This window comes from Xanthobacter sp. DMC12 (genome assembly GCF_056314105.1).
In genome coordinates this window covers 1-18673 of record NZ_JBQUYZ010000002.1, presented here as the reverse complement: position 1 = coordinate 18673, position 18673 = coordinate 1, and the positions used below count along the sequence as shown (strand labels likewise).

The 18673-nt window shown below is 68.5% G+C and carries 14 protein-coding genes; 5 read left to right on the top strand and 9 right to left on the bottom strand.

All coding sequences use genetic code 11. From position 1 onward, the window contains the following. Window positions 1-101: 101 nt before the first annotated feature. Window positions 102-1346, bottom strand: a complete 1245-nt coding sequence (gene chrA, locus ACT535_RS08275) for a chromate efflux transporter (RefSeq protein WP_476364025.1) — start codon at window positions 1344-1346, stop codon at window positions 102-104. Window positions 1347-1485: 139 nt separating this feature from the next. Continuing rightward, window positions 1486-2847, bottom strand: coding sequence for a dicarboxylate/amino acid:cation symporter (locus ACT535_RS08270; RefSeq protein WP_476326290.1), 1362 nt, complete (start codon window positions 2845-2847; stop codon window positions 1486-1488). A 280-nt stretch (window positions 2848-3127) separates the two neighbouring features. Between ACT535_RS08270 and ACT535_RS08265 the strand changes: the two genes are divergently transcribed. Both ACT535_RS08265 and ACT535_RS08260 read left to right on the top strand, forming a co-directional pair. Further along, window positions 3128-4984, top strand: coding sequence for a sensor histidine kinase (locus tag ACT535_RS08265; RefSeq protein WP_476364024.1), 1857 nt, complete (start codon window positions 3128-3130; stop codon window positions 4982-4984). Then, the gene (locus ACT535_RS08260) at window positions 4981-6333 is read left to right on the top strand and encodes a sigma-54-dependent transcriptional regulator (RefSeq protein ID WP_476364023.1); all 1353 of its coding nucleotides are present in this window, start codon (window positions 4981-4983) and stop codon (window positions 6331-6333) included. Before ACT535_RS08265 ends, ACT535_RS08260 begins: the two co-directional genes overlap by 4 nt. Before the next feature lie 15 nt (window positions 6334-6348). On the opposite strand, the gene ACT535_RS08255 is transcribed toward ACT535_RS08260, so the two are convergent. Genes ACT535_RS08255 through ACT535_RS08240 form a run of 4 tightly spaced genes read right to left on the bottom strand, consistent with a single transcriptional unit; the run spans window position 6349 to window position 9147 of the window. Beyond that, window positions 6349-7191, bottom strand: a complete 843-nt coding sequence (locus ACT535_RS08255; protein WP_476364022.1) for a GNAT family N-acetyltransferase — start codon at window positions 7189-7191, stop codon at window positions 6349-6351. A gap of 9 nt (window positions 7192-7200) precedes the next feature. After that, complete coding sequence (locus ACT535_RS08250; RefSeq protein WP_476364021.1) at window positions 7201-7944, bottom strand: pyrimidine 5'-nucleotidase; 744 nt, start codon at window positions 7942-7944, stop codon at window positions 7201-7203. A 14-nt stretch (window positions 7945-7958) separates the two neighbouring features. Next, window positions 7959-8306: a lysozyme inhibitor LprI family protein gene (locus ACT535_RS08245; RefSeq protein WP_476364020.1), complete on the bottom strand. Its 348-nt coding sequence runs from the start codon at window positions 8304-8306 to the stop codon at window positions 7959-7961. A 19-nt stretch (window positions 8307-8325) separates the two neighbouring features. Beyond that, window positions 8326-9147 (bottom strand): MOSC domain-containing protein, encoded by an 822-nt coding sequence (locus ACT535_RS08240; RefSeq protein WP_476364019.1) that lies wholly within the window; start codon window positions 9145-9147, stop codon window positions 8326-8328. A gap of 327 nt (window positions 9148-9474) precedes the next feature. On the opposite strand from ACT535_RS08240, the gene clpB reads away from it, so the two are divergent. From clpB to ACT535_RS08225, 3 genes are all read left to right on the top strand, one after another. After that, the gene (gene clpB, locus ACT535_RS08235; RefSeq protein ID WP_476364018.1) at window positions 9475-12114 is read left to right on the top strand and encodes an ATP-dependent chaperone ClpB; all 2640 of its coding nucleotides are present in this window, start codon (window positions 9475-9477) and stop codon (window positions 12112-12114) included. A gap of 327 nt (window positions 12115-12441) precedes the next feature. After that, entirely contained in the window at window positions 12442-13080 is a 639-nt protein-coding gene (locus ACT535_RS08230) for a hypothetical protein (RefSeq protein ID WP_476364017.1), read from the top strand. Window positions 13081-13117: 37 nt separating this feature from the next. Then, on the top strand, window positions 13118-13537 hold the full coding sequence (locus tag ACT535_RS08225; protein WP_476364016.1) for a DUF2267 domain-containing protein: 420 nt from the start codon (window positions 13118-13120) through the stop codon (window positions 13535-13537). A 3-nt stretch (window positions 13538-13540) separates the two neighbouring features. Here the strand turns inward: ACT535_RS08225 and ACT535_RS08220 are convergent, their stop codons facing one another. The 3 genes from ACT535_RS08220 to ACT535_RS08210 all read right to left on the bottom strand — a co-directional run bounded on the left by ACT535_RS08220 (window position 13541) and on the right by ACT535_RS08210 (window position 17733). After that, window positions 13541-14470, bottom strand: a complete 930-nt coding sequence (locus ACT535_RS08220) for a hypothetical protein (protein WP_476364015.1) — start codon at window positions 14468-14470, stop codon at window positions 13541-13543. 85 nt (window positions 14471-14555) lie between these two features. Next, on the bottom strand, window positions 14556-15482 hold the full coding sequence (locus tag ACT535_RS08215) for a hypothetical protein (protein WP_476364014.1): 927 nt from the start codon (window positions 15480-15482) through the stop codon (window positions 14556-14558). 184 nt (window positions 15483-15666) lie between these two features. Further along, on the bottom strand, window positions 15667-17733 hold the full coding sequence (locus ACT535_RS08210; RefSeq protein ID WP_476364013.1) for a peptidoglycan DD-metalloendopeptidase family protein: 2067 nt from the start codon (window positions 17731-17733) through the stop codon (window positions 15667-15669). Window positions 17734-18673: the final 940 nt, after the last annotated feature.

Genomic DNA, 18673 nt, shown 5'->3' with positions numbered 1-18673 from the left:
TGTGGAGGCGCGCAGGCACTCCACCGCTCGTGTCGGTCGAACGGGGACTTTTTTCCAGGATGGCCGCCGAGGCTTGCGCGAGCCTGAGGGCGGGGCGTGCCCTAATAGAGTCCCGCCAGGAACGGCCCGAGCACCGCCAGCACCACCACCACCGCCAGCGGCGGCACCTTCCACACCGTGAGCAGCAGGAAGCCGGTGACGGCGGCGGCGAAATCCATCGGCCGCAGCACGGCGCCGGTGAAGACCGGGGTGTAGAGCGCGGCGCCGAGGATTCCCACCACCGCCGCGTTGGCCCCGCGCATGGCGGCTTGCGCCAGCGGCATGCCGCGCAACGTGCTCCAGAAGGGCAGCGTGCCCGTCACCAGCAGCAGGCCGGGCAGGAACACCGCCACCAGCGCCACCGCGGCGCCCGTCACTCCGCCGGCGGGCGGCGCCATCACCGCGCCGAGCCAGGCAGCGAAGGTGAAGAGCGGGCCGGGCACCGCCTGGGCGAGGCCGTAGCCGGCGAGGAACTGGCTGGGCATCACCCAGCCTGTCGTCACCACTTCCGCCTGCAGCAGCGGCAGGACCACATGGCCGCCGCCGAACACGAGCGCGCCCGAGCGGTAGAAGGAATCGAACACGCCGATATAGGGCGACGCGGCCTTGAAGAGGGGCGGCAGCACCAGCAACAGGGCGAATACCGCGAGCAGGATCGCGCCCGTCCGCCGCTTGAGCGGCACCGGCAGATGGCTCGGGGCGGGCGTCGCGGTCAGACCTTCGTCCCGGCAGAGGAACAGCCCGGCCATCGCGCCCACGATGATGGCCGCCACCTGTCCGAAGCTACCCGCCGCCAGCGTGACCATGACGATGGCGCTGAGCGCGATGCCGGCGCGGGGCTGGTCCGGGGTCAGTGTCCGCGCCATGCCCCACACCGCCTGCGCCACCACGGCAACGGCGACGAGCTTCAGCCCATGGAGGATGCCCCCGATGACGCCGCCGGTGAGGGCGGTGACGCCCATGTAGGAGGACAGGAGCGCGAGGGCGGCGAGCAGGAGCGCCGAGGGCAGGGTGAAGCCGGCCCAGGCGGCGAGCCCACCGAGAAAGCCGCCGCCCCGGATCAGCCCCAGGGCGAAGCCGAGCTGGCTGGAGGCCGGGCCGGGCAGGAACTGGCAGAGCGCCACGAGGTCGGCATAGCCCTCGTCATCGATCCAGCGGCGGCGCTCCACCAGTTCGGCGCGGAAATAGCCGAGATGGGCGATAGGTCCGCCGAAGGAGATCAGCCCGAGCTTGAGGAAGGCGCGGAACACCTCGCCGGGGGAGCCCGCCGAACGATCTTCCGGCGTCTCGACCGCTTCATCTGCCATGTTCAGCCCCCGATGCGTGGCGGTCTGGATGTCACCGCCGCCGTGGCCGGTCAAGCGTGCCGCAACGGCCAAGAAAAAGCCCGCCTCCGAAGAGGCGGGCAGCTGGGGAGGACAGGTGCCGCGCGCGGCGGACGGAGGCTCAGGCCACCGCCTTGACGCCGGGGGCGGTGGAGATGAGGCCCTCGTCGAACTCGTCTTCCAGCGAGATGGGCTCGCCGTCGAGCACGCGCAGGAGCTTGGCCTTGTCCAGCTCGCCTTCCCAGCGGGCGACGACGATGGTGGCCACCGCGTTGCCGACGAAGTTGGTGAGCGCCCGGCACTCGGACATGAAGCGGTCGATGCCGAGGATGAGGGCGAGGCCCGCCACCGGAACCGACGGCACCACCGAGAGCGTGGCGGCGAGCGTGATGAAGCCGGCGCCGGTGATGCCCGCCGCGCCCTTGGACGACAACATGGCGACCAGCAGCAGCAGGATCTGCTCTTCGAGCGACAGGTGGATGCCGGTGGCCTGCGCGATGAACAGCGCCGCCAGCGTCATGTAGATGTTGGTGCCGTCGAGGTTGAACGAATAGCCCGTGGGGATCACGAGGCCGACCACCGACTTGGCGCAGCCGGCGCGCTCCATCTTCAGCATCAGGCCCGGCAGGGCCGCTTCCGAGGAGGAGGTGCCGAGCACGAGGAGCAGTTCCTCGCGGATGTAGCGCAGCAGCTTCCACAGGGAGAAGCCGTTGTAGCGCGCCACGAGGCCCAGCACGATGAACACGAACAGGAAGGCGGTGAGGTAGAAGGTGGCGATCAGGAAGGCGAGGTTCTTCACCGAGCCGATGCCGTACTTGCCGATGGTGAAGGCCATGGCGCCGAACGCGCCGATGGGCGCCGCCTTCATGACGATGGCGACCAGCCGGAACATGGCGTGCGAGGCGGAGGTGAGCACCTTGAGCACCGGCGTGCCGAGATCGCCCACGCCGCCCAGCGCGATGCCGAACAGCACGGCGAAGAACAGCACCTGCAGGATGTCGCCATTGGCCATGGCCGACACCGGCGTCGCCGGGATGATGTCCATCAGGAAGCCGATGATGGAGGCGTCGTGCGCCTTCGCCGCATAGGTGGCGACGGCCTTGGGATCCAGCGTCTTGGGATCGATGTTGAGCCCGGCGCCGGGCTGCACCACGTTCGCCACGATGAGGCCGATGATGAGGGCCAGCGTGGAGAAGGTGAGGAAGTAGATCATGGCCTTGCCGGCCACGCGGCCGACCTTGCCCATGTCGCGCATGCCGGCGATGCCGGTGACGACGGTGAGGAAGATGACCGGCGCGATCACCATCTTCACCAGCTTGATGAAGGCGTCGCCCAGCGGCTTCAGGCTGGCGCCGAAGTCCGGATAGAAATGGCCGAGCAGCGAGCCGGCGATGATCGCGACGATCACCTGGAAATAGAGGTGGTGGTAGAACTTGCGCGGGTAATGATGGGGCGCGGGATGCGCCGGAATCGCGTGGGCCATCTCAGACCTTCCTCCGCCGGGCTCTTGGTGCCTCTTTCAGCCGGATGGCCTGGACACTTCGGGACCGGATGCTTCGTTAAGGGCCGGCGCAGCGCGCCGCTCGACGTCTCCCCCTGCGCAAGGCGCATGCCAGTTCCGAGCGTGGCGCGGGACGCGGGCAACAGACTGATTCGCAATCCATTTTCCGGGACGCCCCGCTGCGCCCCTCGACACCGCGTGCGGTGAGGCGCACATTGCCGGCAAAGCCTGTGCGGAAATCCGCACACGAGGAGAGCCTGCCTTGGCCGAGCCGGGCGATGAATCGGGTCCCGAGCGCCCCTCCCGCCGCCGCCTGCTGACGGTGGGCGGCGCGGCGCTGGCCGCGCTGGCGCTGATGGTCGCGCTCGACCGGGTGGCGGACTATGCCGCCCGCCGCTGGGCGGTGGCGCAGGTGGCGGCCTCCGCCGAGACGGCGGCGGCGCTCCGGGTCGCGGTGCTGCGCAGCGAGGTGGACAAGCAGCGGTCCCTGCCGGTGGTGCTGGCGCAGGACCCGGAGGTGCGCGGCGCGCTGGAGGCGCCGGACACGGCCCGCTTCGATGCCCTGGACCGGCGGCTCGATGCCCTGGCGGAGGACGCGCGCACCGGCGTCATCTATCTCATCGATGCCGAGGGCCACACGGTCGCGGCCAGCAACTACCGCACCCCGGAGAGCTTCCTCGGCTCCGACTACGGCTTCCGACCCTATTTCCGCAACGCGCTGGCCGAGGGGCGGGCCGAGCATTTCGCCTTCGGGACCGTGAGCCGGAAGCCCGGCCTCTATCTGGCGCAGCGGGTGGAGGCGCAGGGCCGGGTGCTGGGCGTTCTCGTGCTGAAGGCCGAGTTCGATGGGCTGGAGGCCGAATGGCGGCGCTTTGCCGAGCCCACTTTCGTCACCGACGAACGGCACATCGTGCTCATTGCCTCGGAGCCCGACTTCCGCTTCCGCACCACCGTGCCGCTCGATCCCGTGGAGCGCGACGCCATCCGCGAGAGCCTGCAATTCGGCGATTCCCCCCTGAACCGGCTTGATCTCGGCCCCTCGCCCGAGGCGGGCGGGGTGCTGCGCCTGCGCCTGCCCGGCCGCAGCACGGCGCAGGATTTCGTGGCCGTGGACATGCCGGTGCCCTCCACCACCTGGACACTCACCGTGCTCGCGCCCACCGCCGCCACCACGCGCCTCGCCACCACGGCGGCCCGCGCCTCGGCGGCGCTCGCCGGCGTCATCGGCCTCGGCTCCGCGGGCGTGTGGTGGACCCGCCGGCGTCGCCGCGCCCGGGCGCTGGCGCTGGAGGCCGAGGCCCGGCGGGCGCTGGAGGCCCGCGTGGTCGAGCGCACGGCGGAGCTTTCCGCGGCCAATGCGCAACTGGTGACCGAGATGGAGGAGCGCCGCCGCGCCCGCCTCGCCTTCGATGCCCTGCAGGATGAGCTGGTGCAGGCCTCCAAGCTCGCCGTGCTCGGCCAGATCGCCGCCGGCGTCGCCCATGAGGTGAACCAGCCGGTGGCGGCTATCCGCACCTTCGCGGAGAATTCCCGCGCCTTCCTCGATCGCGGCGAGCCGGCCGCCGCCGCGGCCAATCTCGACACCATCGCGGCGCTGACGGAGCGCATCGGCGCCATCACCGGGGAATTGCGCGCCTTCGCCCGCAAATCCACCGCGCGCATCGAGCCGGTGGCGCTGGCCCCGGTCATCGACGGCGCGCTGCTGCTCATGCGCTACCGCCTGCTGCAGACCGACATCGCCCTCGCCCTCGACATCGACCAGCCGGACGTGGCGGTGACCGGCGACCGCATGCGCCTCGAGCAGGTGCTGGTGAATCTCATCCAGAACGCGGCCGAGGCCATCGGCACACGGCGCGACGGGGAAATCCGCATCCGCGTCGAGACCCGGCCGGACACGGTGGTGGTCACCGTCGCCGACAACGGCCCGGGCCTGCCGGAGGAGATGCTGGGCGCGCTCTTCCTGCCCTTCACCACCACCAAGCCGCAGGGGCTGGGGCTGGGCCTCGTCATCTCCAAGGACATCATCGCCGAGTGCGGCGGCACCCTGAAGGTGGAGAACAGCGGCGGCGCCGTCTTCACCATCACCTTGCCCCGCGCGACAGGAGCCGGCACCGCATGACAGGACTTCCCGTGGACGTGGCCTTCATCGACGACGACGCGGTGCTGCGCGCAGCCAATGTGCAGGCGCTCATGCTCGCCGGCCTCACCGTCGCCGGCTACGGCTCGGCGCTGGAGGCGCTGGAGGTGATCGACGCGGACTTTCCCGGCGTCGTCGTCACTGACGTGCGCATGCCGCGCATCGACGGGCTGGAGCTGTTCCGCCGGCTGAAGGCCCGCGATCCCGATCTGCCGGTGATCCTCGTCACCGGCCACGGCGACATCGCCATGGCGGTGGATGCCATGCGCGAGGGCGCCTACGACTTCCTCGCCAAGCCCTATGCCTCCGAGCGGCTCGTCGCCAGCATCCGCCATGCGCTCGACCGCCGCCGGCTGGTGCTGGAAAACCGCGAGCTGAAGCGCGCCGTCGCCACCACGCAGGACGACCTGCCCCTGCTCGGCACCAGCGCGGTGATGGCGCGCCTGCGGCAGATGCTGCGCCAGATCGCCGATGCCGACGTGGACGTGCTGGTGGAGGGGGAGACCGGCTCCGGCAAGGAGGTGGTGGCCACCGCCCTCCACCGCTGGAGCCGCCGCGCCACCCGTCCGCTGGTGGCGGTCAATTGCGGCGCGCTGCCGGAGACGGTGATCGAGAGCGAACTGTTCGGCTACGAGGCCGGCGCCTTCACGGGCGCGGTCAAGAAGCGGGTGGGGCGCATCGAGCACGCCCATGGCGGCACCCTCTTCCTCGACGAGATCGAGGCCATGTCGCCGGCCCTTCAGGTGAAGCTGCTGCGCGTGCTGGAGGCGCGCGAGATCGCCCCGCTGGGCACCAACGAGACGCGCCGCGTGGACATCCGCGTGGTGGCCGCCTCCAAGGTGGACCTGCCGGCGCTGGTGCGGCAGGGCAGCTTCCGCGAGGATCTCTATTACCGCCTGCACGTCGCGTCCGTGCGCATCCCCGCGCTGCGCGACCGGCGGGGCGACGTGCCGCTGCTGTTCGGCCACTTCCTCGCCCGCGCCGCCGAGCGCTTCAACCGTGCCCCGCCGGAGCTTGATGCCGGCGTCTTGCGCCATCTCGCCGAGCATGACTGGCCGGGCAACGTGCGCGAGCTGGTGCATTATGCCGAGCGGGTGGCGCTGGGGCTGGTGGAGCCGGAGGCGGCCTCCGTTCCGGCCGAGGCCGGCGGCGGCAAGGGCACCCTGCCGGAGCGGGTGGATGCCTTCGAGGCGCAGGAAATCCGCGCCGCGCTGGAAGCCAACAAGGGGGATGTGCAGGCCACGGTGGCCGCCCTCGGCATCCCCCGCAAGACCTTCTACGACAAGCTCCGCCGCCACGGCATCGATCAGGCGGCGTATCGCGGGCGGTGAGGGCTTCCGACGTCCTCACCCCAGCTCGAAAGTCGTGATTCCGAAGATCCGATGGAGCGGCAGCTCCGGCCCTGCGCCGCGATACATGCGGCCGGTCTCGAACACCGGGGCGAGGCCGGCCCCCTCCGCGAGGGCGCGGGCGGCGGGATTGGGATCGGGGATGTCGAGGAACACCTGATCGCCTGCGGCCGTGCGCGCGAGGGTGGAGAAGAGCGCGCCGGCCACCGCCGCGTCGTCGGCGAAGAGCGGGCCGATCTTCCATCCCGTCCGGCAGCGGCGGATGACGCCGTATCCCTTCACCGCGCCGTCCTGAACGAAGACGCAGGCCCGTCCCTGCGGCGGCGCGAGCCAGGCCTTCAGGAAATCCGGCCGGGGAAAGCCGAAGCAGGTGCGGTCCAGCGCTTCGATGGCGGGAAGATGCGCGGGGGTGATGTCCACCACCCGAGGGTCGGGCGCAGCCTCCGGTGCCATCCCGCCGAAACGGAAATTGGCGTAGGCGCGCTTAAAACCGTCGCGCGCGTAGGTGGCCTGCTGCTCCACCACCGCATCGAGCCCGACAGGGCCGTCGAGGGTGCGGAAGGTGTCCTGCCACAGCGCGAGGCCATGGCCTTCGCCGCGCAGGTCCGGGCGGCAGATGTAGAAGCCGACGAAGGCGAAGCCGCCCGCATAGCGCGTCGCGGAGATGACCGCGGCCAGCGCGCCGTCGAGGAAGAGGCCGCGGAAGGCGTGCGCATCCTGCGCGAGGAAGGCGGCGGCGTCGGCGAGGCCGGGATTCCAGCCCTCGCGGGCAGCCCAGTCCACGGCGGTGTCCACCTCGGCGGGAGTGAGGGTGCGGATGCTCCGGGTGGCGCCGGCCATGGCCGTCTCCTACTCCGGGTCCGCCGGCAGGGGCGGGGGCAGGTCGCGGGCGACGGTTTCGAGGAAGCCGGCGAGGTCTTCCGTCACGTGGTTCACGTAGGCGTCCTCACGGCCCTCGAACTCCCAGCTCTCGCGCGCCGCCACCGTCTGGCCGGGCGGCACCACCAGCACCGTCACCATGCCGAGGCGGTGGGGCACCTCCAGATTGCGGGCGAGGTCCTCGAACATGGCGGCGCGGGCCGCTTCCACCCCGTGGGCGCGCAGGAAGCGCTCGTAGGCTTCCTCCGTGGGCTTGGGATGGAATTCGGCGGCCACGATGTCGTGGACGGCCGTGAAGTGCGCGTCCATGCCGAGCTTTTCCAGCACGTTGCGGGCGTGGCGCTCGGAGCCGTTGGTGTAGACGAGCTTCTGCCCCGGCAGCGCCTCGATGGCGGCGGCGAGGCGGGGGGAGGCGTCGAGGGTGGAGAGGTCCACGTCGTGGACATGGGCGAGGAAGGCCGCCGGCTCCACCCCGTGCTCGATCATCAGCCCGCGCAGGGAGGTGCCGTAGCGCCGGTAATAGTCCTTCTGGATGCGGAATGCCTCCTCGGGCGCGATGCCGAGGCGGTCGGAGATATACGCCTTCATCCGGGCGTCGATCTGGCCCCAGAGGTCGTGCTGGGCGGGATAGAGGGTGTTGTCGAGGTCGAACACCCAGGTGTCGACGCGATCGAAATCCGACGATGAAAGCGCCGCGGGGGAGGGGGAGATCATCGCCGGACCATGCCTCAGAACGGGCCGCGGGAATAGATGTCGGAGAGCATGCCCTCGATCTCGCTGATGCGGGCCTGGTAGGAGGCGGAGATGCAGGCGGCGTCGCCCTTGCAGCTCGCGCGCTGCACCAGCCAGGCGCGCTGGTCGTCCTGGATCATGCCGCGCTGGCCCATGCCGACCATCTTGGTGATGACGCCGTAGAGCGTCGCCATCTTCACGTCGAGCTGGGCGAGGTCGCAGCTCTTGCAGATGGCCACCTCGTCGGGCGCCGTCACGCCGTTGCAGGAAAAGCTGGCGGCGGAGGCGGGGACGATCAGCGCGATGGCGAGCGTGGCGGCGAGAAGGGCGGATGGCAGGCGCATGGATTTCTCCCGGGAGGCATCAGTCGGCGGCGGGGCGGATGGTGTCGCCGACCGCGACCCGGCCGGACCGCACCACCTTGGCATAGATACCGCAGTCAGCGTGGCCGTAGGCGGAAACGAGGCCCTTCACCACATTGAGGTCGCGGGCGGCGGTCGAAGGGTTCACGTTCACCGCGGCGCAGCGCTCGGTGCGCTTGAGGATGGCGATGCGCGCCGTTCCCACATCGAGCCGCGCGCCGGACAGCTCCAGCTCCGCGCCCGCCGGCCAGCCTTCCAGATGGAGGTTCATGCGGAAGCGGCGGGGGTCCAGCTCCGCCTCCATGCGCGCGCCGAGATCGCGCACGCTTTCGAGATTGAGCAAGGAGAGGAAGCCGGAGCGCAGCGAATCGGTGAAGCGGAAGCCCTCCGGCGCGGTGAGCAGCTTCAGCGGGCCGCGCGCCTCCTCGCCCATATAGAAGGTGAGGAAGGCCTCCACCTCCGCCCGGCCCTCGGGTGTCGCAAGGTTGGCCGCCACCACCTCATGGCCGTCGAGGGAGAGCGTGAGCGTGCCCGTCGCCGCGTCATAGCGGGAGGCGAGGGCGGCGAGGCGGGCGTCCCGCATCAGCATCAGGAAGGCGGTCTTCTGCCGGTAGGAGGGTTCGGCGGGATCGAAGCCGCTGGGGCCGTTCTCCACCGCATAGAGGCGATCGTTGGGAAAGAAGGCGCCGGCCGTCAGCTCCACGGCGTCCAGCGCCTCGGGCGAGAGGCCCTTCACCGGATGGCGGTAGAGGGCGGTGACGGTGGCGGGGGGCAGCGCGGCCGCCGGAATGGTGGAGGTCGAGGCGGCGGACGACACAGGCATGCGGGGCGCTCCTTCGGGTCCGGAGGCCCTCGCGTCCCATGCCCCGCCGGCTCGGTCAAGGCCGGTGAAAATTTCGCCTGGATCAAGGCGATGGCCGCCCGCCTGACCTAACGTCGGGGTCTCGGAAGGGGGTGGCGGCGCGGTCTGGCCCGGCCGGCTCGAAATCGTTCCGTCACCCCCTTCCGTTGCTGCGGGGCCACACCCACATGAGGCACGGCGCAGGTTTGTTCCGCCTGCGCGACGGTAGCCGGGGATGCCGGGACCGTGTCCCGCCGCGCCCGCTATGCTTCTTGAGAAGGTATCGGGCGCGGGAAGGAGGAGAGACAGATGAATTTTGAGATCTATACCGAGCGCGCGCGGGGCTTCGTCCAGTCCGCCCAGTCGCTGGCGGTGCGGGAGGGCAACCAGCAGTTCACGCCGGAGCACCTCCTGAAGGTGCTGATGGACGATCCCGAAGGCCTGTGCTCGGGCCTCATCCAGCGCGCGGGCGGCAATCCCGTGCTGGTGCGTGCCGAGGTGGAAGCGGCGCTGAAGAAGCTGCCGAAGGTGTCGGGCGGCTCGGGACAGGTCTACGTGTCCCAGCAGCTCGCCAAGGTGTTCGAGACCGCCGAGCAGGCGGCCAAGAAGGCGGGTGACGGCTATGTCACCGTCGAGCGGATGCTGCTTGCCCTCGCCATCGAGAAGGACACCGACGCCGGCAAGATGCTGGCGAAGGCGGGCGTGACCCCGCAGACCCTGAACGCGGCCATCGAGGCCCTGCGCAAGGGCCGCACCGCGGACACCGCCACCGCCGAGAACGCCTATGACGCGTTGAAGAAATACGCCCGCGACCTCACCCAGGCCGTGCGGGACGGCAAGCTCGACCCGGTGATCGGCCGCGACGAGGAGATCCGCCGCACCATTCAGGTGCTGGCGCGCCGCACCAAGAACAACCCCGTGCTCATCGGCGAGCCCGGCGTCGGCAAGACCGCCATCGTGGAAGGCCTGGCCCGCCGCATCGTGGACGGCGACGTGCCCGAGAGCCTGAAGGACAAGAGCCTTCTCTCCCTCGACATGGGCTCGCTCATCGCCGGCGCGAAGTATCGCGGCGAGTTCGAGGAGCGCCTGAAGAGCGTGCTCTCCGAGGTCGAGGCTGCCGAGGGCGGCATCATCCTGTTCATCGACGAGATGCACACCCTCGTCGGCGCCGGCAAGACCGACGGCGCCATGGATGCGTCCAACCTGCTGAAGCCCGCCCTTGCCCGCGGCGAGCTGCACTGCGTCGGCGCGACCACGCTCGATGAATACCGCAAGCACGTGGAGAAGGACGCGGCGCTGGCCCGTCGTTTCCAGCCCGTCTTCGTTTCCGAGCCCACGGTGGAGGATACCGTCTCCATCCTGCGCGGCCTGAAGGAGAAGTACGAGCTGCACCACGGCGTGCGCATCACCGACTCCGCGCTGGTGTCTGCGGCGGTTCTCTCCAACCGCTACATCACCGACCGCTTCCTGCCCGACAAGGCCATCGACCTTGTGGACGAGGCGGCCTCGCGCCTGCGCATGCAGGTGGATTCCAAGCCGGAGGAGCTGGACAGCCTCGACCGCGAGATCATGCGCCGCAAGATCGAGCAGGAGGCCCTGAAGAAGGAGACCGACAGCGCCTCCCGCGACCGTCTGAAGCGGTCCGAGAAGGAGCTGGCGGACCTGGAGGAGAAGGCCTCGGTCCTCACCTCCAAGTGGAAGTCCGAGAAGGAGAAGCTGGGCGAGGCGACCACCGTCAAGGCCAAGCTCGACCAGGCGCGCGCCGACCTCGCCTCCGCGCAGCGGCAGGGCGAATACCAGAAGGCCGGCGAGCTGACCTATTCGGTGATCCCGGAGCTGGAGAAGAAGCTCGCCGACATCGAGAAGGCGGGCGCGGCCGGCGGCATGGTGGAAGAGGCGGTGACGCCCAGCCACATCGCCGGCGTCGTCTCCCGCTGGACCGGCGTGCCGGTGGACAAGATGCTCGAAGGCGAGCGCGAGAAGCTGCTGCGCATGGAGCTGGAGCTGGCGAAGCGCGTGGTGGGCCAGTCGGAGGCCGTGGCCGCCGTCTCCACCGCCGTGCGCCGCGCCCGCGCCGGCCTGCAGGACCCGAACCGGCCCATCGGCTCGTTCCTCTTCCTCGGCCCAACGGGCGTCGGCAAGACGGAGCTGACCAAGGCGCTGGCCGAGTTCCTGTTCGACGACGAGACGGCGATGGTGCGCATCGACATGTCGGAATACATGGAGAAGCACTCCGTGAGCCGGCTGATCGGCGCCCCTCCCGGCTATGTGGGCTATGACGAGGGCGGTGCCCTCACCGAAGCCGTGCGGCGCCGGCCATATCAGGTGGTGCTGTTCGACGAGGTGGAGAAGGCGCATCCGGACGTGTTCAACGTCCTCCTGCAGGTGCTCGACGACGGGCGCCTGACGGACGGACAGGGCCGCACGGTGGACTTCCGCAACGTGCTGATCGTCATGACCTCGAACCTCGGCGCCGAATTCCTCGCCGATCCGCGCCAGCCCATGGGCTTCAAGGTGCCGGGCCATGCGGGCGACGAGGTGGTGTCCGACGAGGAGGCCTACGACATGGTGATGGGGGCCGTGCGGCGTCACTTCCGCCCGGAATTCATCAACCGGATCGACGAGATCGTCATGTTCCACCGCCTGAAGCGGGACCAGATGGACCACATCGTGGACATCCAGCTGGGCCGGCTGCGCAAGCTCCTGGAGGATCGCAAGATCACCATCGAGCTCTCCCCCGAGGCGCGCAGCTTCCTCGCCGAAAAGGGCTACGACCCGGCCTATGGCGCGCGCCCCCTGAAGCGCACCATCCAGAAGCTGGTGCAGGACCCCCTGGCCGAGAAGATCCTCGGCGGCGAGATCCTCGACGGCGCCAAGGTGACCGTGGGGCTGGCCGACGGCCACCTGACCTTCGCCAGCGAGGCGCCGAAGGTGGATCAGGCGGCCTGAGGGTTAGGGTTTAGGGTGTGAGAACGGACCCCCGGCGTACGAGCGCCGGGGGTTTTTTGCGGGGGTGCGCGGCGAGGGGGTAGCCTGAAGTGCAGAGCCGACGGCGCCTCTGCTGTCGATTTACTTGCGAGGAAGGGCGCGTAGAAGACGTCAAGCGTGACGGTGCGCGCCGACAGTCGTTTGATCTGAAATGAACCTACGGTAAAGTCGACGTGGTTGATGCGCGCCGTAGCTTTTGGGGAGCGGTGGTTAGCCCAGCGACATGAAGGTTCGCGCTGTCGTTACGCCGTACATTGCAGTCAGGAACTTGGTTCAGCGGAATGTGACATGTCGGACGGCTTCGAATCCATGGTGCCGCCTGCTCTCAGCATCCCAATGAAAGAGCTTGAGCGGTTCCGTGTTGTTTACGGCGGAACAAGACCTTACCGGAATCGTATGTCGACGCTAATATGGATCGACATGTTTGCTTTGGAAGCGACTTACGGCATCAATCCCTTTGAAATTATTCAATCTATTGACGAACTGGAGGGGCTTGTTTCCGGATCGAGGGTCAAACCTCCTGCGCAGTTCAAATTTCCCCCACTAAAGGGCCTTTGGCACAAACATTTTTTCGCAGCGCGGTTTATCGCGCACAACATAAGTCTCGGCCTCGGCAAGCACGGACTTAAAAACCTCGTTCACGAGGTGCTTGGCTCCCGCGCGGGTGATGTAATTACTGAGGACGTTGTCGCCGAGCTCGCTCGTCGCGTGACACGAGAGCCATTCGAGAAACGCGCCGCTGAGGGGAAGTTAACGGGCGAGTGGGTCATATACGTCGAGTACGAAGGACGAAAATTCTATTTAGCCTGCAAGCCGCATTCGATGAGGGACCAGCTGATATTCGATGATATCGCCCTTCATTGTGCACGAGATTTTCCCGACATCCTGAAATGGATCGAGGCAGCTGCCGCTTCGCAAAGGGTTTGAATGCATGAGCAGCGCTTCAGCTCCCCCGCATTAGCCCATGACCATACCCCTCGACCTCCAGCACGCCACCGAGCAGTTCGACCGCTTCCTCGCCGACGCGCGGGACACGGCTGGGCTCACCACGCGCAATCAGACCTACACCATGGTCGAGGGGGTGCTGGTGGTGTTCCGGCGGCGGCTGTCGGTGGAGGAGGCGATCCGCTTTGCGGGGGCGCTGCCGCCCGTGTTGCGGGCCATCTTCGTGGCGGACTGGGACACGGCCGAGCCGCGGCGGCCGTTCGCGGATCGGGAGACGATGACGGCGGAGGTGCAGGACCTGCGCCGTCACCACAATTTCGCGCCGGCCTCGGCCATCGCCGACGTAGCGGCGGCGCTGCGGCGGAACATGGATGCGGACAAGCTCGACCGCGTCCTCGCCACCCTGCCCGAAGGCGCCGCCGACTTCTGGAAAGCCTGACGCCTACTTCCCCCGCGCCGCCTGGACCAGCTCCTCCGCGCGCTTCACCGCGCCCGGGAAAAACGGCAGTCCCGGCGCGGCCTTGACGAAGCAGGCGCGGAAGGCGTCGCCGCCGGCTTCGCGGACCTGTTCGGCCTGCTTCCAGCGCGGGTCCTCGTCGTTGCGGGTCTTGCCGGCGGCGTCTTCGAGCTTGGTGGCCTTGGCGTTGGCTTCCTTCCAGATGGCTTCGCAGGCGGGCAGGGGCTTGATGCTGGCCTTGAGGTCCGCCGTGCCCACCACCACGCGGCCGTCGCCGATGCGGGTGAAGACGATGCTGCTGGGCGGATCGTTCTGCTGGCCCGACTGGGTGAAGAGGCCGAGCGCGGCGGTGACGCTCTCGCCCTCGCCGGCCGTCACCGGCAGGTCCATGTATTTGATGAAGGCGGCATCCGTGCCCAGCACGGCGAAATAGAAGGGCTCCGTGCCCATGGCCCCCTTGAGGCCGAGGCGCAGCTCGGGGGCGGCGTCCTCCTCCTTGGCGCGGGCGGCAAGCCACTGGGTGAAGACGGGCTCGGGGGAGACGAAATAGCGGGTGGTGAGGTTGGCGCCGGAGAAGAGAAGGCCGTCCGGCTCCTTGGATTCCAGAAATTCCGGGTTGAGCGAGGAGGGCATGAAGATGGGCTTCTTCTGCGTGCCCTTGAAGCTGAGCGGCCCGAGGAGGGCGACCATCCGCTTTTCCAGATCCTTCAGCAGCGGCGCGCTGAGCTTGTCGATGTCGCCATCGCTCTTGCCCGTCTTCACGGCGGCGGCCACCTCCGCCTCGGCCCTGGTGTGGGCGGCGATGTAGTCGTCCGCCGCATCCGCACGGGCCGCCGCCGGCGCGGCGAGAAGTCCCGCGAGCAGCACCGCGGCCAGGCGGAGAGAGGAGCATCCGGCGGGGCGGGGGCGCATCATGGGGACTCTCATGGCTTGAAACGACATTGGCGGCGCAATCTGCGCCGCCAATGGTAAAAATCAATGCGTGATGAAGGTAGCCCGCTCACTGTCCCCGGGACGTGGCAAGGAAGGCTTCCGCCTTCTTCACGGCGGCGGCGAAGAAGGGCTGGCCGGGGGCTTCCTTCAAGAAGCAGGCGCGATAGGCGATCGAGCCTTCGTCCTGGATCTTGGTGATCTGCTCCCAGCGCGGGTCCTGGTCCTTGTTGTCCTTCTCCACCTGCTTCTGCAGCGCGTCGGCCTTGGTCTTGAAGGGCTGCCAGATGGCGTCGCAGGCGGCGATGGGCTTCACGTCCAGCTTCGTCATGGTCACGCCCACCATGGCCTTGCCGCCGCCCACGCGCACGATGGCGATCTCGTTGGGCGCGGTATTGCCGGCGGGTTCCTCGGTCTGGAGGCCCAGCCAGGCGATGGCGGTCTCGCCCGGCGCGGCGGCCACGGGCAGCTCCACATAGGGCTGGTAGTAGCCGCCGTCGAAGGCGATGGCGTTGGTGTAGAACTCGGACGTGCCCGCCGCCTCCTTCAGGCCGGAGGCGAAGGCTTTCGGGGCGTCCGGATCCTTGGCGCGGGCGGCGAGCCAGGCGGTGAAGAGGCTGTCGGGCGCCACCACGAGGCGGGTGTTGAAATCCTTGGCGGCGAAAGAGATGCCGTCGAGATCCTTGGCGGGGGTGTTCTCGTCGTAGGTCAGCACCCGCAGGGTATATTGCGGGTCGCCGAGGCCCTTGAACTTCACCGGGCCGATGACGACGGTCATGCGCTTGCCGAGGTCCTTGAGCGCGGCTTCCTCGCGCTTGATCACGGCCTCGTCGCCGCTCTTGCCGGCCTTGCCGGCGGCGAGGGATGCCGCGATGGCCTTGTCGCGGGCGGTCACATAGTCACCCAACGGATCGGCGGCGGCGAGGGCGGGAAGCGCGGTGGCGAGAAGGAGGGCGCAGGCGAGGGAACGAACCGAACCACGGAAGGGGCCGCTCATGGGGGCAGTCCTCTGGGAGAGAAAGGTTTGGCTTTCAACCGGTCGCAGCGGTAGCTGAACCGTCCCCAAGGTCAAGCTTTGTTTGTGGCGAAGTGCAGCCGCGCCTGCGGCGCCATCCCGCGTGTCCAGCGGTCTTTTGAAGACGAGCGCCTCCCCCCGCGCACGACAGGGGAAGGGCGGGCCGTCAGTTGCTGGCGGCGCGGGTCTTGGAGCCGGAGGCGTTCGCCACCTTGGGCGGCACCGGGGCGTGGCTGAGCAGGGCCTCGATGCGCTCCCGCTCCTTCTTGAACTCGGCGAGGAACTTGCCGTCCAGCGCCCGGCCGCGGGGCAGTCGGATGCGCATGGGATCGACGAAGTTGCCGTTGATCTTCACTTCGTAGTGCAGATGCGGGCCGGTGGAGAGGCCGGTGTTGCCGAGATAGCCGATGAGCTGGCCCTGGCGCACCGTCACGCCCTCGCGGATGCCGCGGGCGAAGCCGGACTGGTGCGAATAGGTGGTGACGTAGCCGTTGGCGTGCTGGATTTCCGTGTGCTTACCGTAGCCGGATTTCCAGTTGGCGTAGATGATGGTGCCATTGCCCGCGGCATAGATGGGCGAACCGATGGCGTCGGCCCAGTCCACGCCCGTATGCAGCTTGGAATAGCCGAGGATGGGGTGGCGGCGATAACCGAAGGGCGAGCGCATGATGCCGCCCGCCATGGGCTTTCTGACCAGGAACTTCTTCGCGCTCTTGCCGTCCTCGTCATAATAATCGACGAGGCCGTCGTCCGTGGTCTGGAAGCGGAAGTAGCGTCGCGTTTCCTTGTTCACGGTGAGGGCGGCGTAGAGCACGTCGTTGGAGGCGCCCGGGTCGTCCGAGAACAGCACCTCGAAGCTGTCGCCCGGCTTCACCCGGCGCTGGAAGTCCACGTCGAAGGAATAGACGCGGATGAGGTCGGCGATGACGCTGCGCGGCACGTCGTTGCGCAGCGCGGTCTCGTAGATGCTCTCGTAGAGCCGGATGCCGGGGCCGCCGTCATCCTCGTCCGTATCCTCGGAGACGCCGGCCATCTCGGTCTCGGACGGCTCGGGAACGTTGACGAACTCGTCCTTGTCGGAGAGCGCGACGGTGCCCTCGTGGCCGAGGTCGCTGAAGATGGAGATGCGCAGCGGGCGCACCCGCTTGTTCTCTTCCTGCAGCAGCAGGTGCATGCGCAGGCCATCCTTCACCGTGCCGTCCCGTCCGCGCTGGAAGGCGGCGGCGGCGGCGCGGGCGTCTTCCTTGGAGACGCCGTTGTCCATGAGGATGGAGACGATGGTGTCGCCCTTCTTCACCACCACGGTGGCGTCCGACCAGTCGTTGCCGCCGGAGGTCTCGTCGGAGGTCTTGGGCACGAAGCTGATGTTGTTCGGTGCCACCGGCACCGGCGCATTGGCGGCGCCGGGCGGCGCGTGGGCGGCGGGAACGGCGGAGGCCGGCAGGCCCGGCGAGCCGAGCGCGTTGCCGACGCTGGCATAGGAGAGGTAGGGCGACGTCGCGGCCTGGGCCGCCATCTGGGGCGGGAAGCCCGGCTGGCCGGCGACGATGGCGGCGGGCAATCCGCCCTGGCCGGGCTGCACGCGGGTCAGCTCGGCCACCTCGCGCACCTTCACCAGCACGTTTTCCATGGAGGTCGCGGCGCCAAGGCGGGTGCTCGGCGGCAGGCTGGAGATATCGCGCATCACCAGCGTCACCTCGCCGGTGGGCTCGGCCTGGGGCGCGACCTCGTCCTTGCTGGAATCGGCCACGAGCTGGGCCGGATTGAAGCGCGGGATGTTGGAGGACACCGAGGTGGTGGACATGGCGAGGTTCGCCGCCACCCGGGTGAAGGGACGCACCTTGATGATCTCGCGGTCACCCATCTTGGTGGCGGTGGAGACGCGGAAGGTCTGGCGGGCGGTGGCGACGTCGCCGAGGAGCGACATGCGATCGCCCTTGCGGGCCGAGTTGACCGGGCGCTCACCCACGGCCAGCGCGCCGCGGATGGCGTTGCGCACCTTTTCCGGCATGAGCGCGAAGCGGTGCTCGCCGTCCAGCGCCGCATAAACGGCGCCGCCCATCAGGAAAGAACCACACAAGGCCGTGAGCAGCGTGGCGGCGAACCAGCGCGCGGAGACGCGGCGCCGGTCGATATCCTCTTCATCTCCGTCCACCCCGAGCGGGGGGTCGTCGCCGAGACCGGCAGCGCTCGTGGCGTCGCGCCAGTCCCCGGCTGATCGTCGATGATACAATCTGCGTCCCTCAGCTGCGTGCGCGTGTGCGGCGCACAGGCCGTTACCCGCCAGGGTTTCTGCAAAAACGGTTGCCAACACGTTCGGCGAACAAGACGTTTGGCGAACATGCCTCCCGCCTCACCACCCGTCAATGACGCGGCGCAAATCACGCCCCGTCGGCCCCGTCCGTGGCGGCGCATGTGAGGGTCCGGAGGCGGCAAAAGCATGGCGTCGGCGTTGCCGTCGCGCCGCGCTGGGGTCCCGGCAGGGGGCCGCGCATTCAAATCGACACATCCATATGCGCGCGCACGCGCGCGAGCGCGATCCGTACGCCCCGGAGGGGGGCGCCGAGCGAGGGCCGGGGCTTTTCGGCGGGGCACTGGGGAAAAAGATCCGGAATTTTTCGGCTGAAGCTTCGCCGACTGCGATTCGAGCCGCTCTTGCAGCGCAATATGTCCACAGGCCGAAGATCGTTGCATTGCAACGGGCGGTGGCCCGGTAGGCGGGGATTTGCCCACAGCGTCATACGCGCTTCACGATGGCTGAAAACGGGGGTGTTGACACCGGAAGGGGGTTGCCCCTATAAACCGCCCATCGACGACGCGCTGCCGCCGCCAACTGGACGGATCGACAGCGCGTCTCCGACGCTCCTCACGACTTCACTGATGTGAAGCCGCCGGTTAAAGAGCCGGACGATGGCGCGTCTGTCGGCCCTTCTAGGGCAGGGAGGCTTCTGCTTCCACCGCTGTTTGACATGTATGACAGAAGAAAGAGAAACGTGGACGGCGGAGTCCTTGCGGGGTCTCTTCTGGCAGCGATGCTGGGAAAGACCTGTGAGACTTTGGCGGTCTACGGAACTCCGGACGCTTTGGTTATCACGTGAGTGATATTGGAGTGTTCGACCTCGTCTAGATGAGTGTAAGTTTCGTAGCGACGCCGGATCAATCTCATACAACTT

What these genes read in the sequence shown, in the direction of transcription:
- chrA (WP_476364025.1), bottom strand. Translation starts at nt 1,346, where the DNA reads ATGGCAGATGAAGCGGTCGAGACGCCGGAAGATCGTTCGGCGGGCTCC.
- ACT535_RS08270 (WP_476326290.1), bottom strand. Translation starts at nt 2,847, where the DNA reads ATGGCCCACGCGATTCCGGCGCATCCCGCGCCCCATCATTACCCGCGC.
- ACT535_RS08260 (WP_476364023.1), top strand. Translation starts at nt 4,981, where the DNA reads ATGACAGGACTTCCCGTGGACGTGGCCTTCATCGACGACGACGCGGTG.
- ACT535_RS08255 (WP_476364022.1), bottom strand. Translation starts at nt 7,191, where the DNA reads ATGGCCGGCGCCACCCGGAGCATCCGCACCCTCACTCCCGCCGAGGTG.
- ACT535_RS08250 (WP_476364021.1), bottom strand. Translation starts at nt 7,944, where the DNA reads ATGATCTCCCCCTCCCCCGCGGCGCTTTCATCGTCGGATTTCGATCGC.
- ACT535_RS08245 (WP_476364020.1), bottom strand. Translation starts at nt 8,306, where the DNA reads ATGCGCCTGCCATCCGCCCTTCTCGCCGCCACGCTCGCCATCGCGCTG.
- ACT535_RS08240 (WP_476364019.1), bottom strand. Translation starts at nt 9,147, where the DNA reads ATGCCTGTGTCGTCCGCCGCCTCGACCTCCACCATTCCGGCGGCCGCG.
- clpB (WP_476364018.1), top strand. Translation starts at nt 9,475, where the DNA reads ATGAATTTTGAGATCTATACCGAGCGCGCGCGGGGCTTCGTCCAGTCC.
- ACT535_RS08230 (WP_476364017.1), top strand. Translation starts at nt 12,442, where the DNA reads ATGTCGGACGGCTTCGAATCCATGGTGCCGCCTGCTCTCAGCATCCCA.
- ACT535_RS08225 (WP_476364016.1), top strand. Translation starts at nt 13,118, where the DNA reads ATGACCATACCCCTCGACCTCCAGCACGCCACCGAGCAGTTCGACCGC.
- ACT535_RS08220 (WP_476364015.1), bottom strand. Translation starts at nt 14,470, where the DNA reads ATGATGCGCCCCCGCCCCGCCGGATGCTCCTCTCTCCGCCTGGCCGCG.
- ACT535_RS08215 (WP_476364014.1), bottom strand. Translation starts at nt 15,482, where the DNA reads ATGAGCGGCCCCTTCCGTGGTTCGGTTCGTTCCCTCGCCTGCGCCCTC.